This window comes from Sphingomonas sp. R-74633, from assembly GCF_013416555.1.
Lineage (GTDB): Bacteria > Pseudomonadota > Alphaproteobacteria > Sphingomonadales > Sphingomonadaceae > Sphingomonas.
This window is the reverse complement of the sequence record NZ_JACCFG010000004.1, coordinates 18,938-37,645: the sequence shown is the minus strand read 5'-3', so window position 1 is coordinate 37,645 and position 18,708 is coordinate 18,938. Positions and strand designations below refer to the sequence as shown.

The 18,708-nt window shown below is 66.1% G+C and carries 15 protein-coding genes and 1 tRNA gene; 7 read left to right on the top strand and 9 right to left on the bottom strand.

The window, feature by feature from the left end:
- Nucleotides 1-10 precede the first annotated feature (10 nt).
- Nucleotides 11-1,972 (top strand): ATP-binding protein, encoded by a 1,962-nt coding sequence (locus HZY97_RS13740; RefSeq protein WP_180144733.1) that lies wholly within the window; start codon nucleotides 11-13, stop codon nucleotides 1,970-1,972.
- Between the two features lie 2 nt (nucleotides 1,973-1,974).
- Here the strand turns inward: HZY97_RS13740 and HZY97_RS13735 are convergent, their stop codons facing one another.
- The 6 genes from HZY97_RS13735 to hspQ form a co-directional block, all read right to left on the bottom strand.
- Entirely contained in the window at nucleotides 1,975-2,337 is a 363-nt protein-coding gene (locus HZY97_RS13735) for a hypothetical protein (protein ID WP_180144731.1), read from the bottom strand.
- Nucleotides 2,334-2,945 (bottom strand): TetR/AcrR family transcriptional regulator, encoded by a 612-nt coding sequence (locus HZY97_RS13730; RefSeq protein ID WP_180144728.1) that lies wholly within the window; start codon nucleotides 2,943-2,945, stop codon nucleotides 2,334-2,336. The genes HZY97_RS13735 and HZY97_RS13730 overlap by 4 nt, the downstream gene beginning before the upstream one ends.
- Nucleotides 2,946-3,052: 107 nt before the next feature.
- The gene (locus HZY97_RS13725) at nucleotides 3,053-3,610 is read right to left on the bottom strand and encodes a GNAT family N-acetyltransferase (protein ID WP_180144725.1); all 558 of its coding nucleotides are present in this window, start codon (nucleotides 3,608-3,610) and stop codon (nucleotides 3,053-3,055) included.
- A 174-nt stretch (nucleotides 3,611-3,784) separates the two neighbouring features.
- Complete coding sequence (rpmA, locus tag HZY97_RS13720) at nucleotides 3,785-4,054, bottom strand: 50S ribosomal protein L27 (RefSeq protein WP_180144722.1); 270 nt, start codon at nucleotides 4,052-4,054, stop codon at nucleotides 3,785-3,787.
- Between the two features lie 24 nt (nucleotides 4,055-4,078).
- Nucleotides 4,079-4,459 (bottom strand): 50S ribosomal protein L21, encoded by a 381-nt coding sequence (gene rplU / locus HZY97_RS13715; RefSeq protein ID WP_180144719.1) that lies wholly within the window; start codon nucleotides 4,457-4,459, stop codon nucleotides 4,079-4,081.
- Nucleotides 4,460-4,579: 120 nt separating this feature from the next.
- Nucleotides 4,580-4,963 (bottom strand): heat shock protein HspQ, encoded by a 384-nt coding sequence (gene hspQ, locus HZY97_RS13710; protein ID WP_180144716.1) that lies wholly within the window; start codon nucleotides 4,961-4,963, stop codon nucleotides 4,580-4,582.
- A gap of 123 nt (nucleotides 4,964-5,086) precedes the next feature.
- On the opposite strand from hspQ, the gene HZY97_RS13705 reads away from it, so the two are divergent.
- Nucleotides 5,087-5,176 (top strand) — tRNA-Ser (locus tag HZY97_RS13705).
- A gap of 60 nt (nucleotides 5,177-5,236) precedes the next feature.
- On the opposite strand, the gene HZY97_RS13700 is transcribed toward HZY97_RS13705, so the two are convergent.
- The 3 genes from HZY97_RS13700 to HZY97_RS13690 are packed head-to-tail and all read right to left on the bottom strand — an operon-like array spanning nucleotide 5,237 to nucleotide 6,144.
- Entirely contained in the window at nucleotides 5,237-5,497 is a 261-nt protein-coding gene (locus HZY97_RS13700; RefSeq protein ID WP_373684366.1) for a DUF5985 family protein, read from the bottom strand.
- Entirely contained in the window at nucleotides 5,494-5,772 is a 279-nt protein-coding gene (locus HZY97_RS13695; RefSeq protein ID WP_180144713.1) for a DUF5985 family protein, read from the bottom strand. The genes HZY97_RS13700 and HZY97_RS13695 overlap by 4 nt, the downstream gene beginning before the upstream one ends.
- A gap of 3 nt (nucleotides 5,773-5,775) precedes the next feature.
- A complete protein-coding gene (locus tag HZY97_RS13690) occupies nucleotides 5,776-6,144 on the bottom strand; it encodes a hypothetical protein (RefSeq protein ID WP_180144711.1) in 369 nt (122 codons plus the stop codon).
- Nucleotides 6,145-6,494: 350 nt separating this feature from the next.
- Between HZY97_RS13690 and HZY97_RS13685 the strand changes: the two genes are divergently transcribed.
- The 5 genes from HZY97_RS13685 to HZY97_RS13665 all read left to right on the top strand — a co-directional run bounded on the left by HZY97_RS13685 (nucleotide 6,495) and on the right by HZY97_RS13665 (nucleotide 18,614).
- The gene (locus HZY97_RS13685; RefSeq protein WP_257215076.1) at nucleotides 6,495-11,741 is read left to right on the top strand and encodes a HAMP domain-containing protein; all 5,247 of its coding nucleotides are present in this window, start codon (nucleotides 6,495-6,497) and stop codon (nucleotides 11,739-11,741) included.
- Nucleotides 11,734-13,827: a response regulator gene (locus HZY97_RS13680; protein WP_180144707.1), complete on the top strand. Its 2,094-nt coding sequence runs from the start codon at nucleotides 11,734-11,736 to the stop codon at nucleotides 13,825-13,827. Before HZY97_RS13685 ends, HZY97_RS13680 begins: the two co-directional genes overlap by 8 nt.
- 251 nt (nucleotides 13,828-14,078) lie before the next feature.
- Nucleotides 14,079-14,618, top strand: a complete 540-nt coding sequence (locus tag HZY97_RS13675) for an RNA polymerase sigma factor (RefSeq protein ID WP_180144705.1) — start codon at nucleotides 14,079-14,081, stop codon at nucleotides 14,616-14,618.
- The gene (locus HZY97_RS13670; RefSeq protein ID WP_180144703.1) at nucleotides 14,602-15,552 is read left to right on the top strand and encodes a FecR domain-containing protein; all 951 of its coding nucleotides are present in this window, start codon (nucleotides 14,602-14,604) and stop codon (nucleotides 15,550-15,552) included. Before HZY97_RS13675 ends, HZY97_RS13670 begins: the two co-directional genes overlap by 17 nt.
- A gap of 80 nt (nucleotides 15,553-15,632) precedes the next feature.
- Nucleotides 15,633-18,614 (top strand): TonB-dependent receptor, encoded by a 2,982-nt coding sequence (locus HZY97_RS13665; protein WP_180144700.1) that lies wholly within the window; start codon nucleotides 15,633-15,635, stop codon nucleotides 18,612-18,614.
- Nucleotides 18,615-18,708: the final 94 nt, after the last annotated feature.

Genomic DNA, 18,708 nt, shown 5'->3' with positions numbered 1-18,708 from the left:
CGGCGGCGTAATGAGTGAGAGTAACCCCGCTCTGGAGCGCGCCATCCGGGCGACGAACTGGCGGTTCGCGCTTCTGGGGGCGCTCGCGCTGCTCGGGATCGTCGTGCTCGCCGCGGTCGCGGTGCTCCAGTCGCGCACCGATGCCGAGCGTGACCGGGCGATCGCCCGCCAGCAGCACACGTTCGACGTGATCATGCGGGCGAGCCAGCTTTCCGGCGCAATTGCCGGGGCGGAGGCGGCGCTGGGCCGCTATGTGGTCAGTGCCGACAAGAATCTCGGCCGGCAATATAGCGACCAATGGGACCGCGCTGCCGACCAGCTCGACCGGCTGCGGCAGGCCACCAAGGACAATCGCGACCAGCAGGCCCGCATTGCCCGGCTGAAAAAGGCGTTCGATGCCCGCGGCAAGGAGTTGGCGACCACCGCGCTCTACTCGGCCTACAAACGGCATACCGATGCCTGGGGCAGCTACTACCAGGTCCGCCAGAGCCCGGCGCGCGGCCAGCTGGAGGCATTGCTCAACGAAGTCGTCGATTCCGAGCGGGGCCAGCTCACCGAGCGGACCAGGGCGGCTGCCGATCTGCTCGCCAATTCGGGCATGGCGTCACGGGTGCTCACCGGCTTCGGCATATTGATCGTGCTCGGCGCGGTGCTGCTCGGCTGGATGGCGATCGAGGCGCAGGGCGAGCGCGCGGTTGCCGACGCGAACGCCGATGCCGAGCGCGAGCGTTCGGTTGAATTGCAGCATGCGGTGGCCGAGGCGACCGCCCAGCTGCGCACCGAGGCGAGCGAGCGCGAGGCGGCGCAGCAGCAGCTCCGCCAGGCGCAGAAGATGGAAGCCGTTGGTCAGCTCACCGGCGGTATCGCGCATGATTTCAATAATATGCTGGCCGTCGTTCTGGGTGGGTTGGAACTCGCCAAGCGCCATCTCCACCGCGGCGGCGCCGATGCGCAGAAGCATATCGAGAATGCGATGGAGGGCGCCAACCGCGCCGCAGCGCTCACTCGCCGCCTGCTCGCCTTTTCCCGCGCCGAACCGCTGCTGCCCGAAGCCGTGGAGGCGGGGACGCTGATCGAGGGCATGACCGAGTTGCTCGATCGCACGCTGGGTGATGGCATCGCCGTCGAGACGCGCGACGCAGGCAGGCATTGGCGGATCTGGGTCGACCGCCACCAGCTCGAAAATGCGCTGCTCAACCTGGCGGTGAATGCGCGCGATGCGATGGACGGGCAGGGGACGCTCAGCATCGTCACCGGCGGCGCGACGCTGGCCGAGAACCAGATCGGCGAGTGCGCGGCAGGCGACTATGTCTCGATCGAAGTCGGCGACACCGGCATGGGCATGACACCCGAAGTGCTCGAGCGCGTGTTTGAGCCCTTCTTCACCACCAAGCCGGTCGGCAAGGGCACCGGGCTCGGGCTCAGCCAGATCTTCGGCTTCGTCCGCCAGTCGGGGGGCGAGATCGGCATCGATACTGCGCCCGGCAAGGGGACGCGCGTGACGCTCTACATGCCGCGCCATCTCGGCGAGGCGCTGCCCGAGGCGTCGCCCGCTACCGAGGAAGCCGCCGCCACGCCCGCCCGCGCGCTCGATGTGCTGGTGGTCGAGGACGATCCGCGCGTTCTCGCCGCGACGCTCGGAGCGATGGAGGAACTCGGCCATCACGCCATCGGCTGCGACGATCCGCTTGCCGCGCCGGCTGCGATTGCGGCGATGCCGTCGCTCGATCTGATCATCTCGGACGTGCTGATGCCCGGCCAGACCGGCCCGGAGATGATCGCGGGCCTGGGCGACCAGATCGACGGCGTTGCGGTGCTGTTCGTCACCGGCTTTGCGGGCGAAGTGGACGCCGCGATCTTCCAGGGCCGCACCGTGCTGCGCAAACCCTTCACCATCGCCGGGCTGGCGGCGGCGGTCGACGAGGCGGTGGCGCTATATGCCCGGCGCAGCGGCAGGGCGGCGGCGGAATAGTATCAGTTCGTCTTGGGCGGCGTCGCGAGCGGCGGCGTGGGCTTGTAGCTCACCACGCACCAGTCGGGCTCGCAATTGGCGGCCGCCTCGATGATGGCGGCATAGCGCTCCACTACTGCGCAATCGGGCTCGGCGGCATAGAGGATGATCGGACGGTGCGGCGTGTCTCGGCCGGCGCCGCTGGCGAAGTCCTCAAGCGAGGTGTCGCTGGCGCGGATGAATCCCCACAAAGCCTCGCCGCCGCCGTCGCGCACTTCATAGGCGTTGGCGGTCTTCTTCGGCACCTTGGTGCCCCACTGCGCGGAGAGAGTGCAGCTCTTGTCCGGCGCGGGAAGCGTGAGCAGCGCGAGCGAGAACAGGATCATGGATGCGGCTCTCCGTCAGCATGATGCTCGCCCATCGTGCGCGAAAGCTGGGCGGCGGCGATATCGCGGGCCTTGTCGCGCGGCAGGCCGAGCGCACGGGCCATCGGCGCGCCGAGCAGTGCGTCGCCCAGTGCCATCAGCACCAGCTGCAGCGTTTCCTCGTGGAGCGAATGCGTCTTGTCGTCATGCCCCTCGGCCAGCTGGTCCATCAGGCCGTGGATCGCCTCGAGGATAGGGTCGAGCGCGTCCTGGTTGCCGGTCAGGATCATCCAGCTCGCCAGCGCCCCCGCGCCGCCCTTGTCGAAGGCATCGAAGGTCATGTCGACCACTTCGCGGTCGTCATGGTCAGTGCCTTGGCGCGCGCGCATCACCGCTGCGCCGATCTTGGCGGTCACGCCGCAGGCAATATTCGCGGCGAGTGCCTTTTGCAGACCGGCGGCCGAGCCGAAATGGTGGAGCAGATTGGCGTGGGTGCGCCCGATCTTCGCGGCGACCGCCTTGAGCGTCACTGCCTGCGGGCCGGCTTCCAGCAGCAATTCGCGTGCAGCCTCCAGCGCGGCGTCGCGGGATTCTTCGGGAGAAAGGCGTTTGCGTGGTGCGGCGGTCATCTTGTGCGGTGTTGCCCCTGTAAACCCACGGCTTAGGCCATGATTTACAAAGGCGAAAGCACTCAGATCATGCGATCCTCCCCAAGGCGACCCCTGGGGAGGATCGATCATGCCGCCATTCGGTCGTCCTGGTCGGTGCCGCCACAATCGCCCTCCGAAAGGTCGATCTCGTAGCGTGCGGTCGCCGCCTCGCAGCCCCGGCCGCGCGAATAGATGGCGACGAGCTGGCCGGTCGGCCGGAAGCCGAGCTTGCGCAGCACCTTGCCCGAGGCAGGATTGTCGATGAAATGGCCCGCGGTCACCCGGCGGATACCGCGCGCGCGCGCTGCCTGTAGCACACCGCGCGCAGCCTCGGTCGCGAAGCCGCGGCCCCAGCTGTCGGGGGTGAACCAATAGCCGAGCTCGTTGGGCTCATCCTTCCATTCGCTCAGCCCGACGCCGCCGATCAGGCGCAGCGCGCCGCCCTGGTGCTCGAACACCAGGAACTTCGGATCGATCGGATCGCCGAAGCTCGACAGGAAGGTTTCGGCCGCTTCCATATGATAGGGCCATGGCGCGCGCGACAGGTTGCGCACCACGCTTTCATGGCCGATCGCCTGGGCCAGGGCAGGGGCGTCCTCGGGCCAGCCGGGCCGCAATGTCAGTCTCTGCGTTCGCACGAACATGACCATCTCCTCGGTCCTGCGACGCCCCACGCCACGTTAGTGTGACGTGCTTGTTGCGTCGCGGTGTCAGGGAGGAAATAAAAAAGGGAGCCGGGGTGACCCGTCTCCCTTTTCAGCTGGTTCGTTCGCCGAACCCGGGTCACCCTGGTGGGCAACCCGGCCGGTTACCCGATGTTATTCGGCAGCTTCCGCAATCATGTCTACCGAGCAGAACTTGCGGCCGAGCTTGCCTTCCTTGAACGACACGCGGCCGTCCACGAGTGCGAAGAGGGTATGGTCCTTGCCCATGCCCACGTTCACGCCCGGATAAATCTTGGTGCCGCGCTGGCGCACGATGATGTTGCCGGCGACGACTGCTTCGCTGCCGAACTTCTTCACGCCAAGACGGCGGCCCGCGGAGTCGCGGCCGTTGCGGGAGGAACCGCCTGCCTTCTTATGTGCCATGGTCTATACTCCTCGTATCTCTGCTTACGCTTCAGCGGCCGGGGCTTCAGCCTCGGCGGGAGCGGCGGCCTTCTTCGCCTTCGGCGCGGCCTTCTTCTTCTCTTCCTGCGCACCGATCGCGGTGATCTTCAGGATGGTGTGGTTCTGGCGATGGCCGTTCTTCCGGCGATAGTTATGCCGGCGGCGCTTCTTGAAGACGATGACCTTCTCGCCCTTCGCCTGCGCAATGATCTCGGCCGAGACGGTGATGCCGTCCGTCGACTGCAGATCACCACCTTCGCCTGCGAGAAGGACGTCGCCCAGCGTGACCGTCGAACCGGCCTCACCGTCGAGCTTCTCGACTACGATCTTGTCTCCCGCGGCAACGCGATACTGCTTGCCGCCCGTGCGCACGATAGCGAACATCGGGTCTCTTCTCTGGTTCAAATGCTTGTGCCCGCCAAGGTTGGACCCCGGCAGGAGGAAGGGCGCAGCTAAGGTAGAGCGCCGTGGAAGTCAACCGGCTATGTGCCCGAAAAGGGCAGTTTAGTGACGGTGATTGCGCTTCAGCGTGTAGCGCCCGGCATTATAGCCGTCGAACAGCCCGTCGATCGCCGGATGGTCGATCGGCTCGTCGCTGTCGTCGGTCACCAGATTCTGCTGGCTGACATAGGCGACATAGCTCGATTCGTCGTTCTCGGCGAGCAGATGGTAGAAGGGCTGGTCCTTGCGCGGGCGGACGTCCTCGGGAATCGCCTCATACCATTCGTCGCTATTGGCGAAGACTGGGTCGACGTCGAAGATCACGCCGCGGAACTCGAACTGCCGGTGGCGCACCACATCGCCGATGGCGAAGCGTGCGGTCGCAACCGGGGGCATCGGAACTCCGGGTTCTAAGGGAGGAAGCGAGGCGCCGGGCGTCTGAGTCATGCCCTTAATCTAATATCTCTGCGTTTAGGTACAAGGACGTGCTTGCAGTATCCAAAACGCTGCGCTAGTGGCCCCCGCTCACAGCGACCGACGCGGATCTGTTCCGCGCAAGAATCGCCTCGCGGAGAGGTGGCAGAGTGGTCGAATGCGCCGCACTCGAAATGCGGTTTACGGGTAACCGTAACGTGGGTTCGAATCCCACCCTCTCCGCCATTTATTTTATTGATATCGTTGGATATTCACTAGCGTCAGGCGCTCGCGCCGTGGCGCGGCTCAGTGCGACAGGTTCTTCCGCGCGATTCCGGCCAGGATGATGAGGAACGCCGCCAGCCGGATGAGGTAGATCCAGCTGCGCTCCTCTATCGGAATGCCGGCCAGCGTGAGCAGGCCATGGGCCATGCCGAACAGGAAGAACGCCGCCGCGAACGATGCGAACAGCGGTTCGGCGGTGTTGCGCCAGAATCGCAGGAAGAACAGCGCGGCCACGAAGAACCCCATGGTGCTCGCGCCCGAGATGAAATCGAGCAGCGTCACTCGCCGGCCTCCCGGTTCCAGATGAAGCCGTAGAGCAGCACCGACACCGCGCTCAGCGAGAGCAGGCCACGCACCAGCCGGAAATCGATGTCCGGGAACACGAGCAGGTCGAAGATCAGGAACAGGTTGTTTCCCGACAGCAGCGTGAAGCAGGCGGCGCTCCAGAAGAGCAGGGGCGTGCGCGTCCGGTACCAGGTCCGGCCGAGCAGCCACGCACAGGCGCTGCTCGTCACGAAGCACAATATGTACACGATCGCCGGAGCGAGATTGCCCATGTCTCAGTCTCTTCGCACGCGGAAAGCGTCCGCGAACGCACTCAACCCGCCATCCCCCGTGACGATCAGGCGTCGTACCTTGTCAGGACTGCTGGCATATTGTGCTTCGGCCTCGCGCGCCAGAGCGTCGAGCGCCGCGCTCGCCGGCTGATATTTCGCCTGGTCCTCGGTGAGCATCACCACCAGCCCCGCGGCGGTCAGCGCGGCAAGGCTCTGTTCGATCACCAGGTCGCTGGCGCGCAGTGCCGCCACCAGTTCGGCGCGGTCCCAGCTGCGCTCGGGCGCCTTGCGCAAGAAACACAGCAGTTCGAGCGCCCAGACCGAGCGGAAGGTAGAACGGATAAAGCCGGATACGTCGCGCCGAGCGGGCATGGCCCGGGAAATCTCCCTGGTATCGGTCCCCACCGGCAGCCGGGTTCCTAACGGTTGATCTGGATTAGGCAACCCCTGTCTCGGCTCTGTCGGCGCTGTCCCGGGGCGGAGCGTTCGGTTGCGATTTTTCGTGCGCCGAACCGAATAGCTCTGCTATGTCAGGAAGTAACGGCCGGGGGGTCGTCGAATTTGTTAAGCGGGGTGGGAGATGCCTGGAGCCTTGGGTGCACGAACAATCCCACGATACGCTGGACCGCCGTCGCCTCGTATCTGCGCTCCGTAGCCTAAGGCGCGGGGACTTTTCGGTCCGGCTGCCGGAGGATCTTCCCGGTGCCGATGGCGAGATCGCGATGCTGTTCAACGAGGTGGTGAGCCTCGAAGAGCAGATGACCAATGAGTTCGAGCGGCTCTCGCGAGTCGTCGGCAAGGAAGGCAAGATCACCCAGCGCGGCCATGTCCGCGGCGCCACCGGCGGCTGGGAAGCGAAGCTGCGCGCGCTCAACGAGCTGATCGAGGACATGGTCCAGCCGACCGCCGAGGTCGCGCGCGTGATCGGTGCGGTGGCCAAGGGCGATCTGTCCCAATCGATGACCGTCGAGATCGACGGGCGCCCGCTGCGCGGCGAGTTCCTGCGCATGGGCAAGGTGGTGAACACCATGGTGGAGCAGCTCGGCTCCTTCGCCGCCGAAGTGACGCGCGTGGCGCGCGAAGTCGGCACCGAGGGCAAGCTGGGCGGCCAGGCGCGCGTGAAGGGCGTCGCCGGCACCTGGAAGGATCTGACCGACAACGTCAACGCGATGGCGACCAACCTGACCGGCCAGGTGCGCAACATCGCCGAGGTGACCACGGCGGTGGCGTCGGGCGACCTTTCCAAGAAGATCACCGTGGAGGTGAAGGGCGAGATCCTCGAGCTGAAGAACACGATCAACGTCATGGTCGATCAGCTCAATTCGTTCGCATCGGAAGTGACGCGCGTGGCGCGCGAAGTCGGCACCGAAGGCAAGCTGGGCGGCCAGGCGCAGGTGCCCGGCGTCGGCGGCACGTGGAAGGATTTGACCGACAACGTCAACCTGATGGCGGCGAACCTGACGGGCCAGGTGCGCAACATCGCCGAGGTGACCACCGCCGTGGCATCGGGCGACTTGTCCAAGAAGATCACCGTCGAGGTGAAGGGCGAAATCCTCGAGCTGAAGAACACCATCAACGTCATGGTCGACCAGCTCAATTCCTTCGCATCGGAAGTGACGCGCGTGGCGCGCGAGGTCGGCACCGAAGGCAAGCTGGGCGGCCAGGCGCAGGTGCCCGGCGTCGGCGGCACGTGGAAGGATCTCACCGACAACGTCAACCTGATGGCGGCGAACCTCACCGGCCAGGTCCGCAACATCGCCGAGGTGACGACCGCCGTTGCGAAAGGCGACCTTTCCAAGAAGATCACCGTCGATGTGCGCGGCGAAATCCTCGCGCTGAAGGACACCATCAACACGATGGTGGACCAGCTCAACGGCTTCGCCTCGGAAGTGACGCGCGTGGCGCGTGAAGTGGGCTCCGAAGGCAAGCTCGGCGGCCAGGCGCAGGTCGAGGGCGTCGGCGGCACCTGGAAGGATCTCACCGACAACGTCAACCTGATGGCCGGCAATCTGACCGGCCAGGTCCGTAACATCGCCGAAGTGACGACCGCGGTGGCGAAGGGCGACTTGTCCAAGAAGATCACCGTCGACGTGCGCGGCGAGATTCTCGAGCTGAAGGACACCATCAACACGATGGTCGACCAGCTCAACGGTTTCGCCTCCGAAGTGACGCGCGTGGCGCGCGAAGTGGGGTCGGAAGGCAAGCTGGGTGGCCAGGCGCAGGTCGAGGGCGTCGGCGGCACCTGGAAGGACCTCACCGACAATGTGAACGCGATGGCGACCAACCTTACGGGGCAGGTCCGCAACATCGCCGAGGTGACCACCGCCGTGGCGTCGGGCGACCTTTCCAAGAAGATCACCGTCGATGTGAAGGGCGAAATCCTCGAGCTGAAGAACACGATCAACACGATGGTCGATCAGCTCAACGGCTTCGCTTCGGAAGTGACGCGCGTGGCGCGCGAAGTAGGTTCGGAAGGCAAGCTGGGCGGCCAGGCACAGGTGCCGGGCGTGGGCGGCACCTGGAAGGATCTGACCGACAATGTGAACGCCATGGCCGCCAACCTCACTGGCCAGGTCCGCAACATCGCCGAGGTGACCACCGCCGTGGCGCTGGGCGACTTGTCGAAGAAGATCACCGTCGATGTGAAGGGCGAGATTCTCGAGCTCAAGAACACGATCAACACGATGGTCGATCAGCTCAACTCCTTCGCTTCGGAAGTGACGCGCGTGGCGCGCGAAGTGGGCACCGAGGGCAAGCTCGGCGGCCAGGCGCAGGTGCGCGGCGTCGCGGGTACCTGGGCCGATCTTACCGACAATGTGAACCTGATGGCGGCGAACCTCACCGGCCAGGTCCGCAACATCGCCGAGGTGACCACCGCCGTGGCGCGCGGCGACTTGTCTAAGAAGATCACGGTGGACGTGAAGGGCGAGATCCTCGAGCTCAAGAACACGATCAACGTCATGGTCGACCAGCTCAACGGCTTCGCCGGCGAAGTGACGCGCGTGGCGCGCGAGGTCGGTACCGAGGGCAAGCTGGGCGGTCAGGCACAGGTGCCGGGCGTGGGCGGCACGTGGAAGGATCTGACCGACAACGTCAACCTGATGGCGACCAACCTGACCAACCAGGTGCGCGGCATCGCCGACGTCGTCACCGCGGTGGCGCAGGGCAACCTCAAGCGCAAGCTGACGCTTGACGCCAAGGGCGAGATTGCCGCGCTCGCCGAGACGATCAACCTGATGATCGAGACGCTCGCCACCTTCGCCGATCAGGTGACCAACATGGCGCGCGAAGTGGGTATCGAGGGCAAGCTGGGCGGCCAGGCGCGCGTGCCGGGCGCCGCCGGCCTGTGGCGCGATCTCACCGATAACGTTAATCAGCTTGCGGCAAATCTAACCAACCAGGTGCGCTCGATCGCCGATGTGGCGACCGCGGTGACCAAGGGCGATCTTACCCGCTCGATCGCCGTCGAGGCGTCGGGCGAGATGGCGGCGCTCAAGGACAACATCAACGAGATGATCCGCAACCTGAAGGATCAGACGCTCAAGAACGCCGAGCAGGACTGGCTCAAGACCAACCTCGCGCGCTTCTCGCGCATGCTTCAGGGCGAGCGCGATCTCTCGACCGTCTCCAACCTGATCATGTCCGAGCTCGCGCCGCTGGTGAACGCGCAATATGGCGTGTTCTACGTCACCAACCGCGACGGCGACGACACGATGCTCGAGCTGGCGGCCAGCTATGGCGCGGAGCGGCGCGAGGCGCTGAAGCCGGCCTTCCAGCTGCGCGAAGGCCTGATCGGCCAGGCCGCTGCCGACAAGCGGCCGATCCTGCTCGAGGACGTGCCCGCGGACTTCCTGCGCATCGGCTCGGGCCTCGGCGAAGCGCGCCCCGCCAACGTCACCATCCTGCCGGCGCTGTTCGAGGATGAAGTGAAGGCCGTGATCGAGCTGGCCTCGTTCAGCGAGTTCAATGAGACGCACCAGAGCTTCCTCGACCAGCTGATGGAATCGGTCGGCATCGTGCTCAACACGATCGCCGCGACGATGCGCACCGAGGGCCTGCTCAAACAGTCGCAGCTGCTCACCCAGGAGTTGCAGGCGCGCCAGACCGAGCTGACCACCAAGCAGGAAGAGCTGCACAACACCAATGAGGAGCTGGAGGAAAAGGCCCAGCTGCTCGAGAACGAGAAGCGTCAGGTCGAGGCGAAGAACCTCGAGATCGAAATGGCCCGCCGCGCGCTGGAGGAGAAGGCCGAGCAGCTCGCGCTCACCTCCAAGTACAAGTCCGAGTTCCTCGCGAACATGAGCCACGAGCTGCGCACGCCGCTCAACTCGCTGTTGATCCTCTCCAAGTTGCTGGCAGACAACCCGCAGGGCAATCTCAACGAGAAGCAGGTCGATTTCTCGCGCACGATCAACTCGGCGGGCTCGGACCTGCTCAACCTGATCAACGACATTCTCGACTTGTCCAAGATCGAGTCCGGCACCGTGTCGATCGAGATTGGCGAGATGCCGCTCCAGGGCCTTAAGCAGCATATGGAGCGCACCTTCCGCCAGCTTGCCGCCGACAAGAGCCTCGACTTCAATGTCGAGTTCGATGCGACGCTGCCGACCGCGATCCGCACCGACGAGAAGCGCCTGCAGCAGATCGTGCTCAACCTGCTCTCCAACGCCTTCAAATTCACCTCGCAAGGTTCGGTCACGCTGGCGGTTCGCGCCGCCGCGGGCGGGTGGAGCACCAGCCACCCAGTGCTGCGCGGGCTCGATCGCGCGATCGAGATCTCAGTCACCGATACCGGCATCGGCATCCCGCAGGACAAGCAGAAGCTGATCTTCGAGGCATTCCAGCAGGCCGACGGCACCACCAGCCGCAAGTACGGCGGCACCGGCCTTGGCCTCTCGATCAGCCGCGAAATCGCGCGGCTGCTCGGCGGCGAGCTGCAGGTGCGCTCGACCCCTGGCAAGGGATCGACCTTCACGCTGTTCGTCCCGCCCCAGGCCGTCGCGCCGGCGACGCTGCCGGGCGAAGGCAGCCAGCCGCGCTACGACAATAGCGGCGCACTCGCCCCCGCGGCGCTGCCCGCCGCCTTCGAGCTCAGCGACGACCGTGACGGACTGGAAGGCGCGCCGTTCGTGCTGATCGTCGAGGACGATCCCACCTTTGCCTCGATCCTGCTCGACATCGCGCATGGCGCGGCGCTGAAGGGCGTGATCTCGGCGGCCGGCGCCGGCACGCTGGCGCTGGCGCGCAAGCTCCAGCCCGATGCGATCACGCTCGACCTCGGCCTGTCCGACATTGACGGTTTCGTGCTGCTCGATCTGCTCAAGCATGATCCACAGACGCGGCACATGCCGATCCAGGTGATCTCGGGCGCCGACAAGCTCGCCCGCGCGATCGACCTGGGCGCGACCGGCGTCACCGAGAAGCCCGCGGATGGCGAGGAACTGGCGACGGTGTTCGCCGCGCTTGCCGAGACGATCGAGGGCCGCAAGAAGACCGTGATCGAGCTGGTGCCCGAGGCCGAGGCGGCGCTGCGCGCGGTGCCCGAGCTGGCCGGCGCGCGGATCCTCATCGTCGATGACGACATCCGCAACATCTACTCGCTGACCAGCGTGCTCGAGAGCTACGGCGTCGAAGTGCTCCATGCCGAGCGCGGCGCGGACGGCATCGTCATCCTCGAGCAGACGCCGGGCATCGATATCGCGCTGATCGACATCATGATGCCGGAGATGGACGGCTATGAGACGATGCGCCAGATTCGCCAGCGGCCCCAGCTGGCGATGCTGCCGCTGATCTCAGTCACGGCCAAGGCGATGAAGGGCGACCGGCAGAAATGCCTCGACGCCGGCGCCTCCGATTATATCGCCAAGCCGGTCGACATCGACCTGCTGCTCGCGCTGCTGCGGGTGTGGATCGCGCGCTCGCGGGAAGACAAGCAGGCAGCGGACCTCATCGTCGTGGAGCATGGCTGATATGGCACGCCGCGTCGTTCCGATCTCCCCGTCGATCGTGATGGGGCCGATGACCGAAACCCCGGTCTTCGAGCCGCTGCCGGTCGATCCGGTGCGGGTGCTGCTGGTCGATGACGACGAGCGCAACCTGATCGCCATCTCCAACGTGCTGGAGGATGTGGCCGAGATCGTCGTCGCCAAATCGGGCGAGGAAGCACTGCGCCATTTGCTGCGCACTGAGTTCGCGGTGATCCTGCTCGACGTCTATATGCCCGGGCTCGACGGCTATGAGACCGCCGCGCTGATCCGCGAGCGTGAGCAGACGCGGCGCGTGCCGATCGTCTTCCTCTCCGCAGTCAACAAGGAGATGGAGCATCTGCTGCGCGGCTATGCCTCGGGCGCAGTCGACTATGTGTTCAAGCCGGTCGAGCCGACGGTGCTGCGTTCCAAGGTCGCGGTGTTCGTCGACCTCTATGCGATGCGCAAGGAAGTGCAGCGCAATGCCGAGCAGCAAAAGCGCCTGCTCGACGAGAATCTGCGGGCCAATGCCGAGCGGCTCCACGCCGAGCAGCAATTGCGGCTGGCCGAGCAGCGCCAGGCGGCCATCATCGCCTCGCTGCCGATCATCCTCTATCTCGAGGATGTCGGCGCCGAGCCGCGCGTCCCCAAATATGCCAGCGGCAATTTCGAGACGCTGACCGGCTACACGCTCGATGCGGTACGCGGCACGCCCGGGCTCTGGGCCGAGCGGCTGCACCCCGAGGATCGCGAGCGCGTACAGGCGGCGCTGGCGACGCGCGCGCAGGGCGGGGCGCATTCGGTCGAATATCGCTGGCGCTGCGCCGACGACGAATATCGCCACTTTCTCGACCAGGCAGTGCTGGTGCGCGACAGCGCCGGCGATCCGATCGAATATGCCGGCACCTTGCTCGACATCTCGGACCGGCGCGAGCTGGAGAGCCAGCTCAACCATATCCGCAAGATGGACGCGATCGGCCAGCTGACCGGCGGCATCGCGCACGACTTCAACAATCTGCTCGCCGCGGTGCTCGGCGGGATCGGCATGATCGAGCGGCGCATCCCGCTCGATCCCGAGCAGAAGCGGCTGGTCGAGATGACCCGGCACGCCGCGGAACAGGGCAGCGAGCTGGTGCGGCATCTGCTCGCCTTTTCGCGGCGGCAGAAGCTGGAGCCCGCGGCGATCGACGTGGCGGACCTGGCCAAGGCGGTCGGCAGCCTGCTCGCGCACACGCTGGGTGGGCTCGTCGAACTGCACTGGCAGCGCGAGGACGGCCTGCCGCATGTCTTCGCCGATGGCGCGCAGCTCGAACTGGCGATTATGAACCTGGTGATCAACGCGCGCGACGCGATGCCCGAGGGCGGCACCGTCACGATCGACGCGGCGACGCGCGAAGTGCGGACACGCGAGGATGTCGAGGGCATTTCGCTCGAGGCGGGCCGCTATGTCGTGCTCACCGTCTCCGACACCGGTTGCGGCATCGCGCCCGACCAGATCGACCAGGTGATGGAGCCGTTCTTCACTACCAAGGCGGTGGGGAAGGGGACCGGCCTCGGCCTCTCCATGGTCTATGGCTTTGCCAAACAGTCCGGCGGCGCGATCCGCCTGACTAGCGAACTCGGCAAGGGAACGCGCGTGGAGATATGGCTCCCCGCGGCATCCGGCGCAGCGCAGCCGGCCATGGGCGCCGTCGAGCCCGTGCGCGGCGGCCGCTCCCGCCGGCTCAATATCCTGCTCGTCGATGATCATGACGGCGTCCGCGCGACCACGGCGGCGATGCTGGAGGATCTGGGCCACAAGGTATCCGATGTCGGCGAGGGCGCCGCCGCGCTCGACCTGGTCCGCAAGCGGCCCGACGCATTCGATCTGGTGCTGAGCGACTATGCGATGCCGCGCCTGTCGGGCACCGACCTGGTCCAGCGCTTGCGCGAAATCCGCCCGGCGCTGCCCGCAGTGATCATCACCGGCTATGCCGAGCCCAATCTTCGGCCGGGCGGCGATGTCATCCCCGTGCTGATCAAGCCGTTCACGCCGGGGCAGCTCGAGGCGATGCTGGAAGAAGCGGGGCGGGCATCTGGCGCGCACTGACTTCGACGAGCCGGCGCGCGGCAAAATCCTTCAAATGAGAATGATAATATAAATCATTGCAGGCCTTCACGTCGATGCTATGTTCGCGTCCATCGAGGACCGCAGCGCGGAGCATAGCCGCGCGGGTCATGGGGGAGGCTGCGATGAAGAGCATGGCCCTGAAGGTCAGCACCGGATGCGCGGCGAAAGCAGTGGCGCCCGGGAAGAATTAGAAGCAGATGCGGCACGATCGAGAGGCTTTGGCGGCGTGGGTGGGACGTGAAATCCTGCCCCATGAGCACGACCTTCGGATTTGGCTGAGCCGGCGTTTCGTCGCGGCCATCGAGGTGGAGGACATTGTGCAGGAATGCTATTGCCGCCTCGCCCAGCTTCGCGACGTCGATCAGATCGATGAACCTCGTGCCTATCTGTTCACCATTGCCCGCCGGCTCGCCGTGCAGCAGCGTCGCCGCGCCTCGGTGGTGCGGCTTGAGACGCTCGATCACGAGATCGAGATGCGCGCCTGGGACGATACGCCAGGCCCCGATCGCATCGCAGCGGCGCGGCAGGAACTGGGCCGCGTGAAAGCGGCGATGGCGACGCTGTCCGATCGCGCGCGGCGCATCTTCATCATGCGCAAGGTCGAGGGGCTGAGCCAGAAGGAAATCGCGGCGAGGCTGGGCGTGAGCGAGGCGATCGTCGAGAACGACGCCAGCCGCAGCCTGCGCGCAGTGCTCAAGCTGCTGACCATACCCAATGATGAGCCGGTGCTGGCGCTTCGCGAGGAGGGACGCCGTGCCCGATCGCATTGAAAGCGAAGCTGCCGCCTGGGCGCTGCGGCACCCGGTCGCCGGCGCGGAACAGGCCGAGCTCGACGCCTGGCTGCGGCGCAATCCGCGCCACGCGGGTGCCCTGTTGCGAAGCATGGCCGGGCTCAGCGTCATCGAGAACGCACTCGCGCCTGCCGAGGAAGGCGATGCCCTGCCACGGCGGCACGGCAAGGGCGTGTCGCGCCGCTGGATGCTCGCGGGTACGGGCGGTGCGATCGCCGCTTCGGTGGCCGGCGCGTTCGGCTGGTCGCGCCTGGCCGGCCAATATGTCGCCACCGAGCGCGGCGAAATCCGCCGCCTGCCACTGGCCGACGGGTCGGTCGCGACGATCAACACTGCGAGCGCGCTGCGCATCAATATGGCGAGCGACAGCCGCCGCATCGCGCTGGAAGGCGGCCAGGCCTGGTTCCAGGTCGCGAAGGACCGCAGCCGGCCCTTCATCGTCGATGCCGGTATCGCCCAGGCGCGCGCGGTCGGCACTGCCTTCTCCGTGAGCCGCGGGCCCGAAGGCGTGCAGGTCGCGGTGACCGAGGGTGTCGTCGCGGTATGGCCGAGCGATTCCTCGGGTGCGATGACGATCCTCAAGGCCGGCGATTGCGCCACCTTCCGCCCGAATGCGCAGGCTCCCACGGTCATATCCGAGCCCGCCCGGATCGAGCGCGCGCTCGCCTGGCGCAATGGCGACATCGCGCTGGAGAACGAGACGCTCGGCGACGCGATCACGCAGTTCAATCGATACAACCGCCAGCAGCTTGTGCTCGCCGATCCCGGGCTGGCGAACGAGCGGCTGGTCGGACTGTTCAAGCTCGACAAGCCCGAGAATTTCGCGGCGATGCTCACCGCCTCGCTCGACGTCGAAATGACCCTGCGCGGAGACGAAATCCGCCTTTCGCGAAAAAGATTGCCTGCGCGCTGACGGAAAGCCGGCGCCTCCCGCTCGTGTATGAATAGAGCGCCGTAACCGGCGCCGAAAACGACCGGGGAGGGAATATAATCATGACGCGTGCACACACGTATCTGTTAGCCAGTGCCGCCATTGTCTGCGGCGCGGTGCCATCGGCACACGCCATGGCGCAGGTACGGCGGTTCGACGTGGCGGCGCAGCCCGCCAGCTCGGGTATCCCGATGTTCGCGCGCCAGGCCGGGATCGAGATCCTCGCGCCCGCCTCGATCGTCGACGGCATCTCGACCAACCGCGTGCAGGGCACGATGGACGTCACCGCGGCGCTCCGCGTGCTGCTCGCCGGCACCGATCTCGTGCCGGTGGTGAACGGCACCAGCGTCATCCTCAAGCGCCGCGTGGCCGATCGCAACATCGCCTATAGCCAGACCGCACCCGCGCAGAGCGTGCCCGCCACGCCCGATAGCGGCGCGCAGACCGATGCGGCCGACCCCACGCAGGAGATCGTGGTCAGCGGCATCCGCCGCAGCCTCGAGACCGCGCAGGCGGTGAAGCAGGAAGCCGACCAGATCGTCGATTCCGTGGTGGCCGAGGATGTCGGCAAGCTGCCCGACGTGACCGCGGCGGAATCGCTCGCCCGCATCACCGGCGTGCAGGTCACCCGGGCCGAAGGCGAGGCTTCGGGCACGCGCGTGCGCGGCCTGCCCGACGTCACCACCACCTATAATGGCCGCGACATCTTCACCGGTCAGGGCCGCTCGGTCGCGCTCCAGGATTTCCCGGCGAGCAGCATCGGCCGGATCGACGTCTACAAATCGGGCAGCGCCAATCTCCAGGAGGCCGGGATCGCCGGCCTGGTCGATGTGAAGTCGCGCAAGCCGTTCGACTTCAAGGGCACGCGCATCGTCGCCGGCGTCGGCGGGGTGCACTGGCGCCAGTCGCAGAAGCTGGCGGCGGACTTCAACCTGCTGGTCAGCTCGCGCTGGCAGACCGGGATCGGCGAGATGGGGCTGCTGGTCGAGGGATCGCTGACCAACAACAACTTCCTCGATTCCGCGCGCAACGTCAGCCAGTCGATCCTCAACCGCACCGGCGTGGCGGGCACGACCGGGGCGATCCGCTATCCGTCCTTCATCAACATCGTCTACACCACCGGCAATCGCTGGCGCCCGTCCGCCTCGGCGGCATTCCAGTGGCGCCCGGCCTCGAACCTCGAAATCTATGCCGACGGGCTGTTCCAGGGCTATCGCGCCGAGAACGAGAACCGCAACCTGACGATCAACAGCGGCCCCGCCGCGGTGCTGTCGAACGTCACTTATTTCCCCGGCACCAACATGGTCCAAAGCATGACTGCGACCGGCGGGGCGTTCCCGAACGGGGCTCAGAATGCGATCGATGGCCGCACCGACACCTATCAGGTCGGCGGCGGCTTCATCTGGAAGCCGGGCCGGCTGAAGGTCACCGGCGATCTCGCGCTGACGGACTCGACCTACACGCAGCGCGTTTTCGCGTTCAACTACGCGCTGCAGTCAGCACCCAGCCGCAACTTCAACTTCGACACGCCGGCCGGTGCGGGCGGCGGTACCGTCACGCTCAACAATTTCGACCTGTTCGCGCCGACCTCGTTCCGCATGACCGGGATCAGCGAGACCGGCCAGCGCAACCATGGCCGCGACGTGCAGGCCAAGCTCGATGTCGAGGCGCCGGTCAATTTGCTCGGGCTCGACCGGATCCAGGCGGGCGTCCGCTACAACAACCGCGATCTCGACGCGCGCAACGTCTCGCGCTCGGGCACCGCGATTGCGGCGCAGCTCTTCACGGTCCTGCCGCTCGAATATGATGCGGCGCCCGCAGGCTTTGCCGGCGACAATGTTGACACGATCCACAGCTGGCTGACCCCGACGCGCGACTCCATCCTGGCGCAGGCCGATACGCTGCGCACGCTGTCCAATGTGGCAAAGGGCGCGCCCGCGTTCGGTGACCCGGTCTATGTCGGCAATGAGAAGGGCTATGCTGCCTATCTCCAGGGGCATTATTCCTTCAACATCGGCGTTCCCGTCGACGGCCTGATCGGCCTGCGCGCGGTGCGCACCGAGGACATGATCAGCGGCGTCCAGCGCGTGACCACGGGCGGCGTGACCACCATCGCCCCGATCACCAAGAACAACAGCTACGAAGACTATCTGCCCAACGTCAGCGCCCGCGTGAAGTTCGCGCGCAACCTGCAACTGCGCCTCGCTTATACCAAGACGCGCACTCGCCCGAGCTTCGACAACCTCAACCCGTCGATCACGATCGGCGCGACCACCACCTGCAGTGCCGACGCGACGCTGCAATGCTCGCCCGCATCGAGCGGCAATCCGAACCTGCAGCCGGTGCGCTCGAGCAATTACGACGCCTCGCTCGAATATTATTTCACGCGCAGCGGCGCGATCACCGTGGGCGCGTTCCACCGCGATCTCACCGGGTTCATCAACACCACCAGCAGCGTGGTCAACGACCCGCAATATGGCCGCCTCGAGATCAGCCGACCCGAAAATGGCGGCAAGGGCCGGATCTCCGGCGTCGAGGCCGGCTTCCGCACCTTCCTGCGCGCGCCGTGGCTGCCGAGCTTCCTCAGCAATTTCGGCGTGCTCGCGAACTACACCTATATCGATCACAAGTCCGAGCTGTCGCCGACGCTCGCCAAGACGCTGCCGGGGATGCAGCCGCTCTCGGGCGTGTCGAACCACCTCGTCAACGGCTCGGTGTTCTACGAGAACAAGGTCTTCTCGGCCCGCGTCTCGTACAATTACCGCTCGGACTTCATCGTCAGTTACGATCAGGTCGCCGATCCGGGCCTTCCGGGCAGCGCGCTCAGCCCGACCTTGCCGACCACCGAAAAGGGCCGCGGCTCGCTCGATCTGTCGAGCACGCTCAGCCCCACCGAGGCGGTCACTCTGTCGTTCAACGTGACCAATCTTCTGGGCCAGGCCGCGAGCAACAGCCGCGTCTTCAATGCCCAGGGCCAGGCCTATCCCTGGCAGACGCGCTTCCTCGAGACGGTCTACCGCCTCGGCGTGCGCGTCCGCTTCTAAAAGTCAGCCTCCGCCGGCGTTCCCTTTGCGCTTGGGTTCGCTGGTTCTTGCAGCGCCGCACGGGCTCCCCCCTGCGCGGCGCTGCATTTTTCGT

Bases quoted from the DNA above. Each gene is read 5' to 3' on its own strand.
- HZY97_RS13740 (WP_180144733.1), top strand. From the start codon at position 11: ATGAGTGAGAGTAACCCCGCTCTGGAGCGCGCCATCCGGGCGACGAAC.
- HZY97_RS13735 (WP_180144731.1), bottom strand. From the start codon at position 2,337: ATGATCCTGTTCTCGCTCGCGCTGCTCACGCTTCCCGCGCCGGACAAG.
- HZY97_RS13730 (WP_180144728.1), bottom strand. From the start codon at position 2,945: ATGACCGCCGCACCACGCAAACGCCTTTCTCCCGAAGAATCCCGCGAC.
- HZY97_RS13725 (WP_180144725.1), bottom strand. From the start codon at position 3,610: ATGTTCGTGCGAACGCAGAGACTGACATTGCGGCCCGGCTGGCCCGAG.
- rpmA (WP_180144722.1), bottom strand. From the start codon at position 4,054: ATGGCACATAAGAAGGCAGGCGGTTCCTCCCGCAACGGCCGCGACTCC.
- rplU (WP_180144719.1), bottom strand. From the start codon at position 4,459: ATGTTCGCTATCGTGCGCACGGGCGGCAAGCAGTATCGCGTTGCCGCG.
- hspQ (WP_180144716.1), bottom strand. From the start codon at position 4,963: ATGACTCAGACGCCCGGCGCCTCGCTTCCTCCCTTAGAACCCGGAGTT.
- HZY97_RS13695 (WP_180144713.1), bottom strand. From the start codon at position 5,772: ATGGGCAATCTCGCTCCGGCGATCGTGTACATATTGTGCTTCGTGACG.
- HZY97_RS13690 (WP_180144711.1), bottom strand. From the start codon at position 6,144: ATGCCCGCTCGGCGCGACGTATCCGGCTTTATCCGTTCTACCTTCCGC.
- HZY97_RS13685 (WP_257215076.1), top strand. From the start codon at position 6,495: ATGCTGTTCAACGAGGTGGTGAGCCTCGAAGAGCAGATGACCAATGAG.
- HZY97_RS13680 (WP_180144707.1), top strand. From the start codon at position 11,734: ATGGCTGATATGGCACGCCGCGTCGTTCCGATCTCCCCGTCGATCGTG.
- HZY97_RS13665 (WP_180144700.1), top strand. From the start codon at position 15,633: ATGACGCGTGCACACACGTATCTGTTAGCCAGTGCCGCCATTGTCTGC.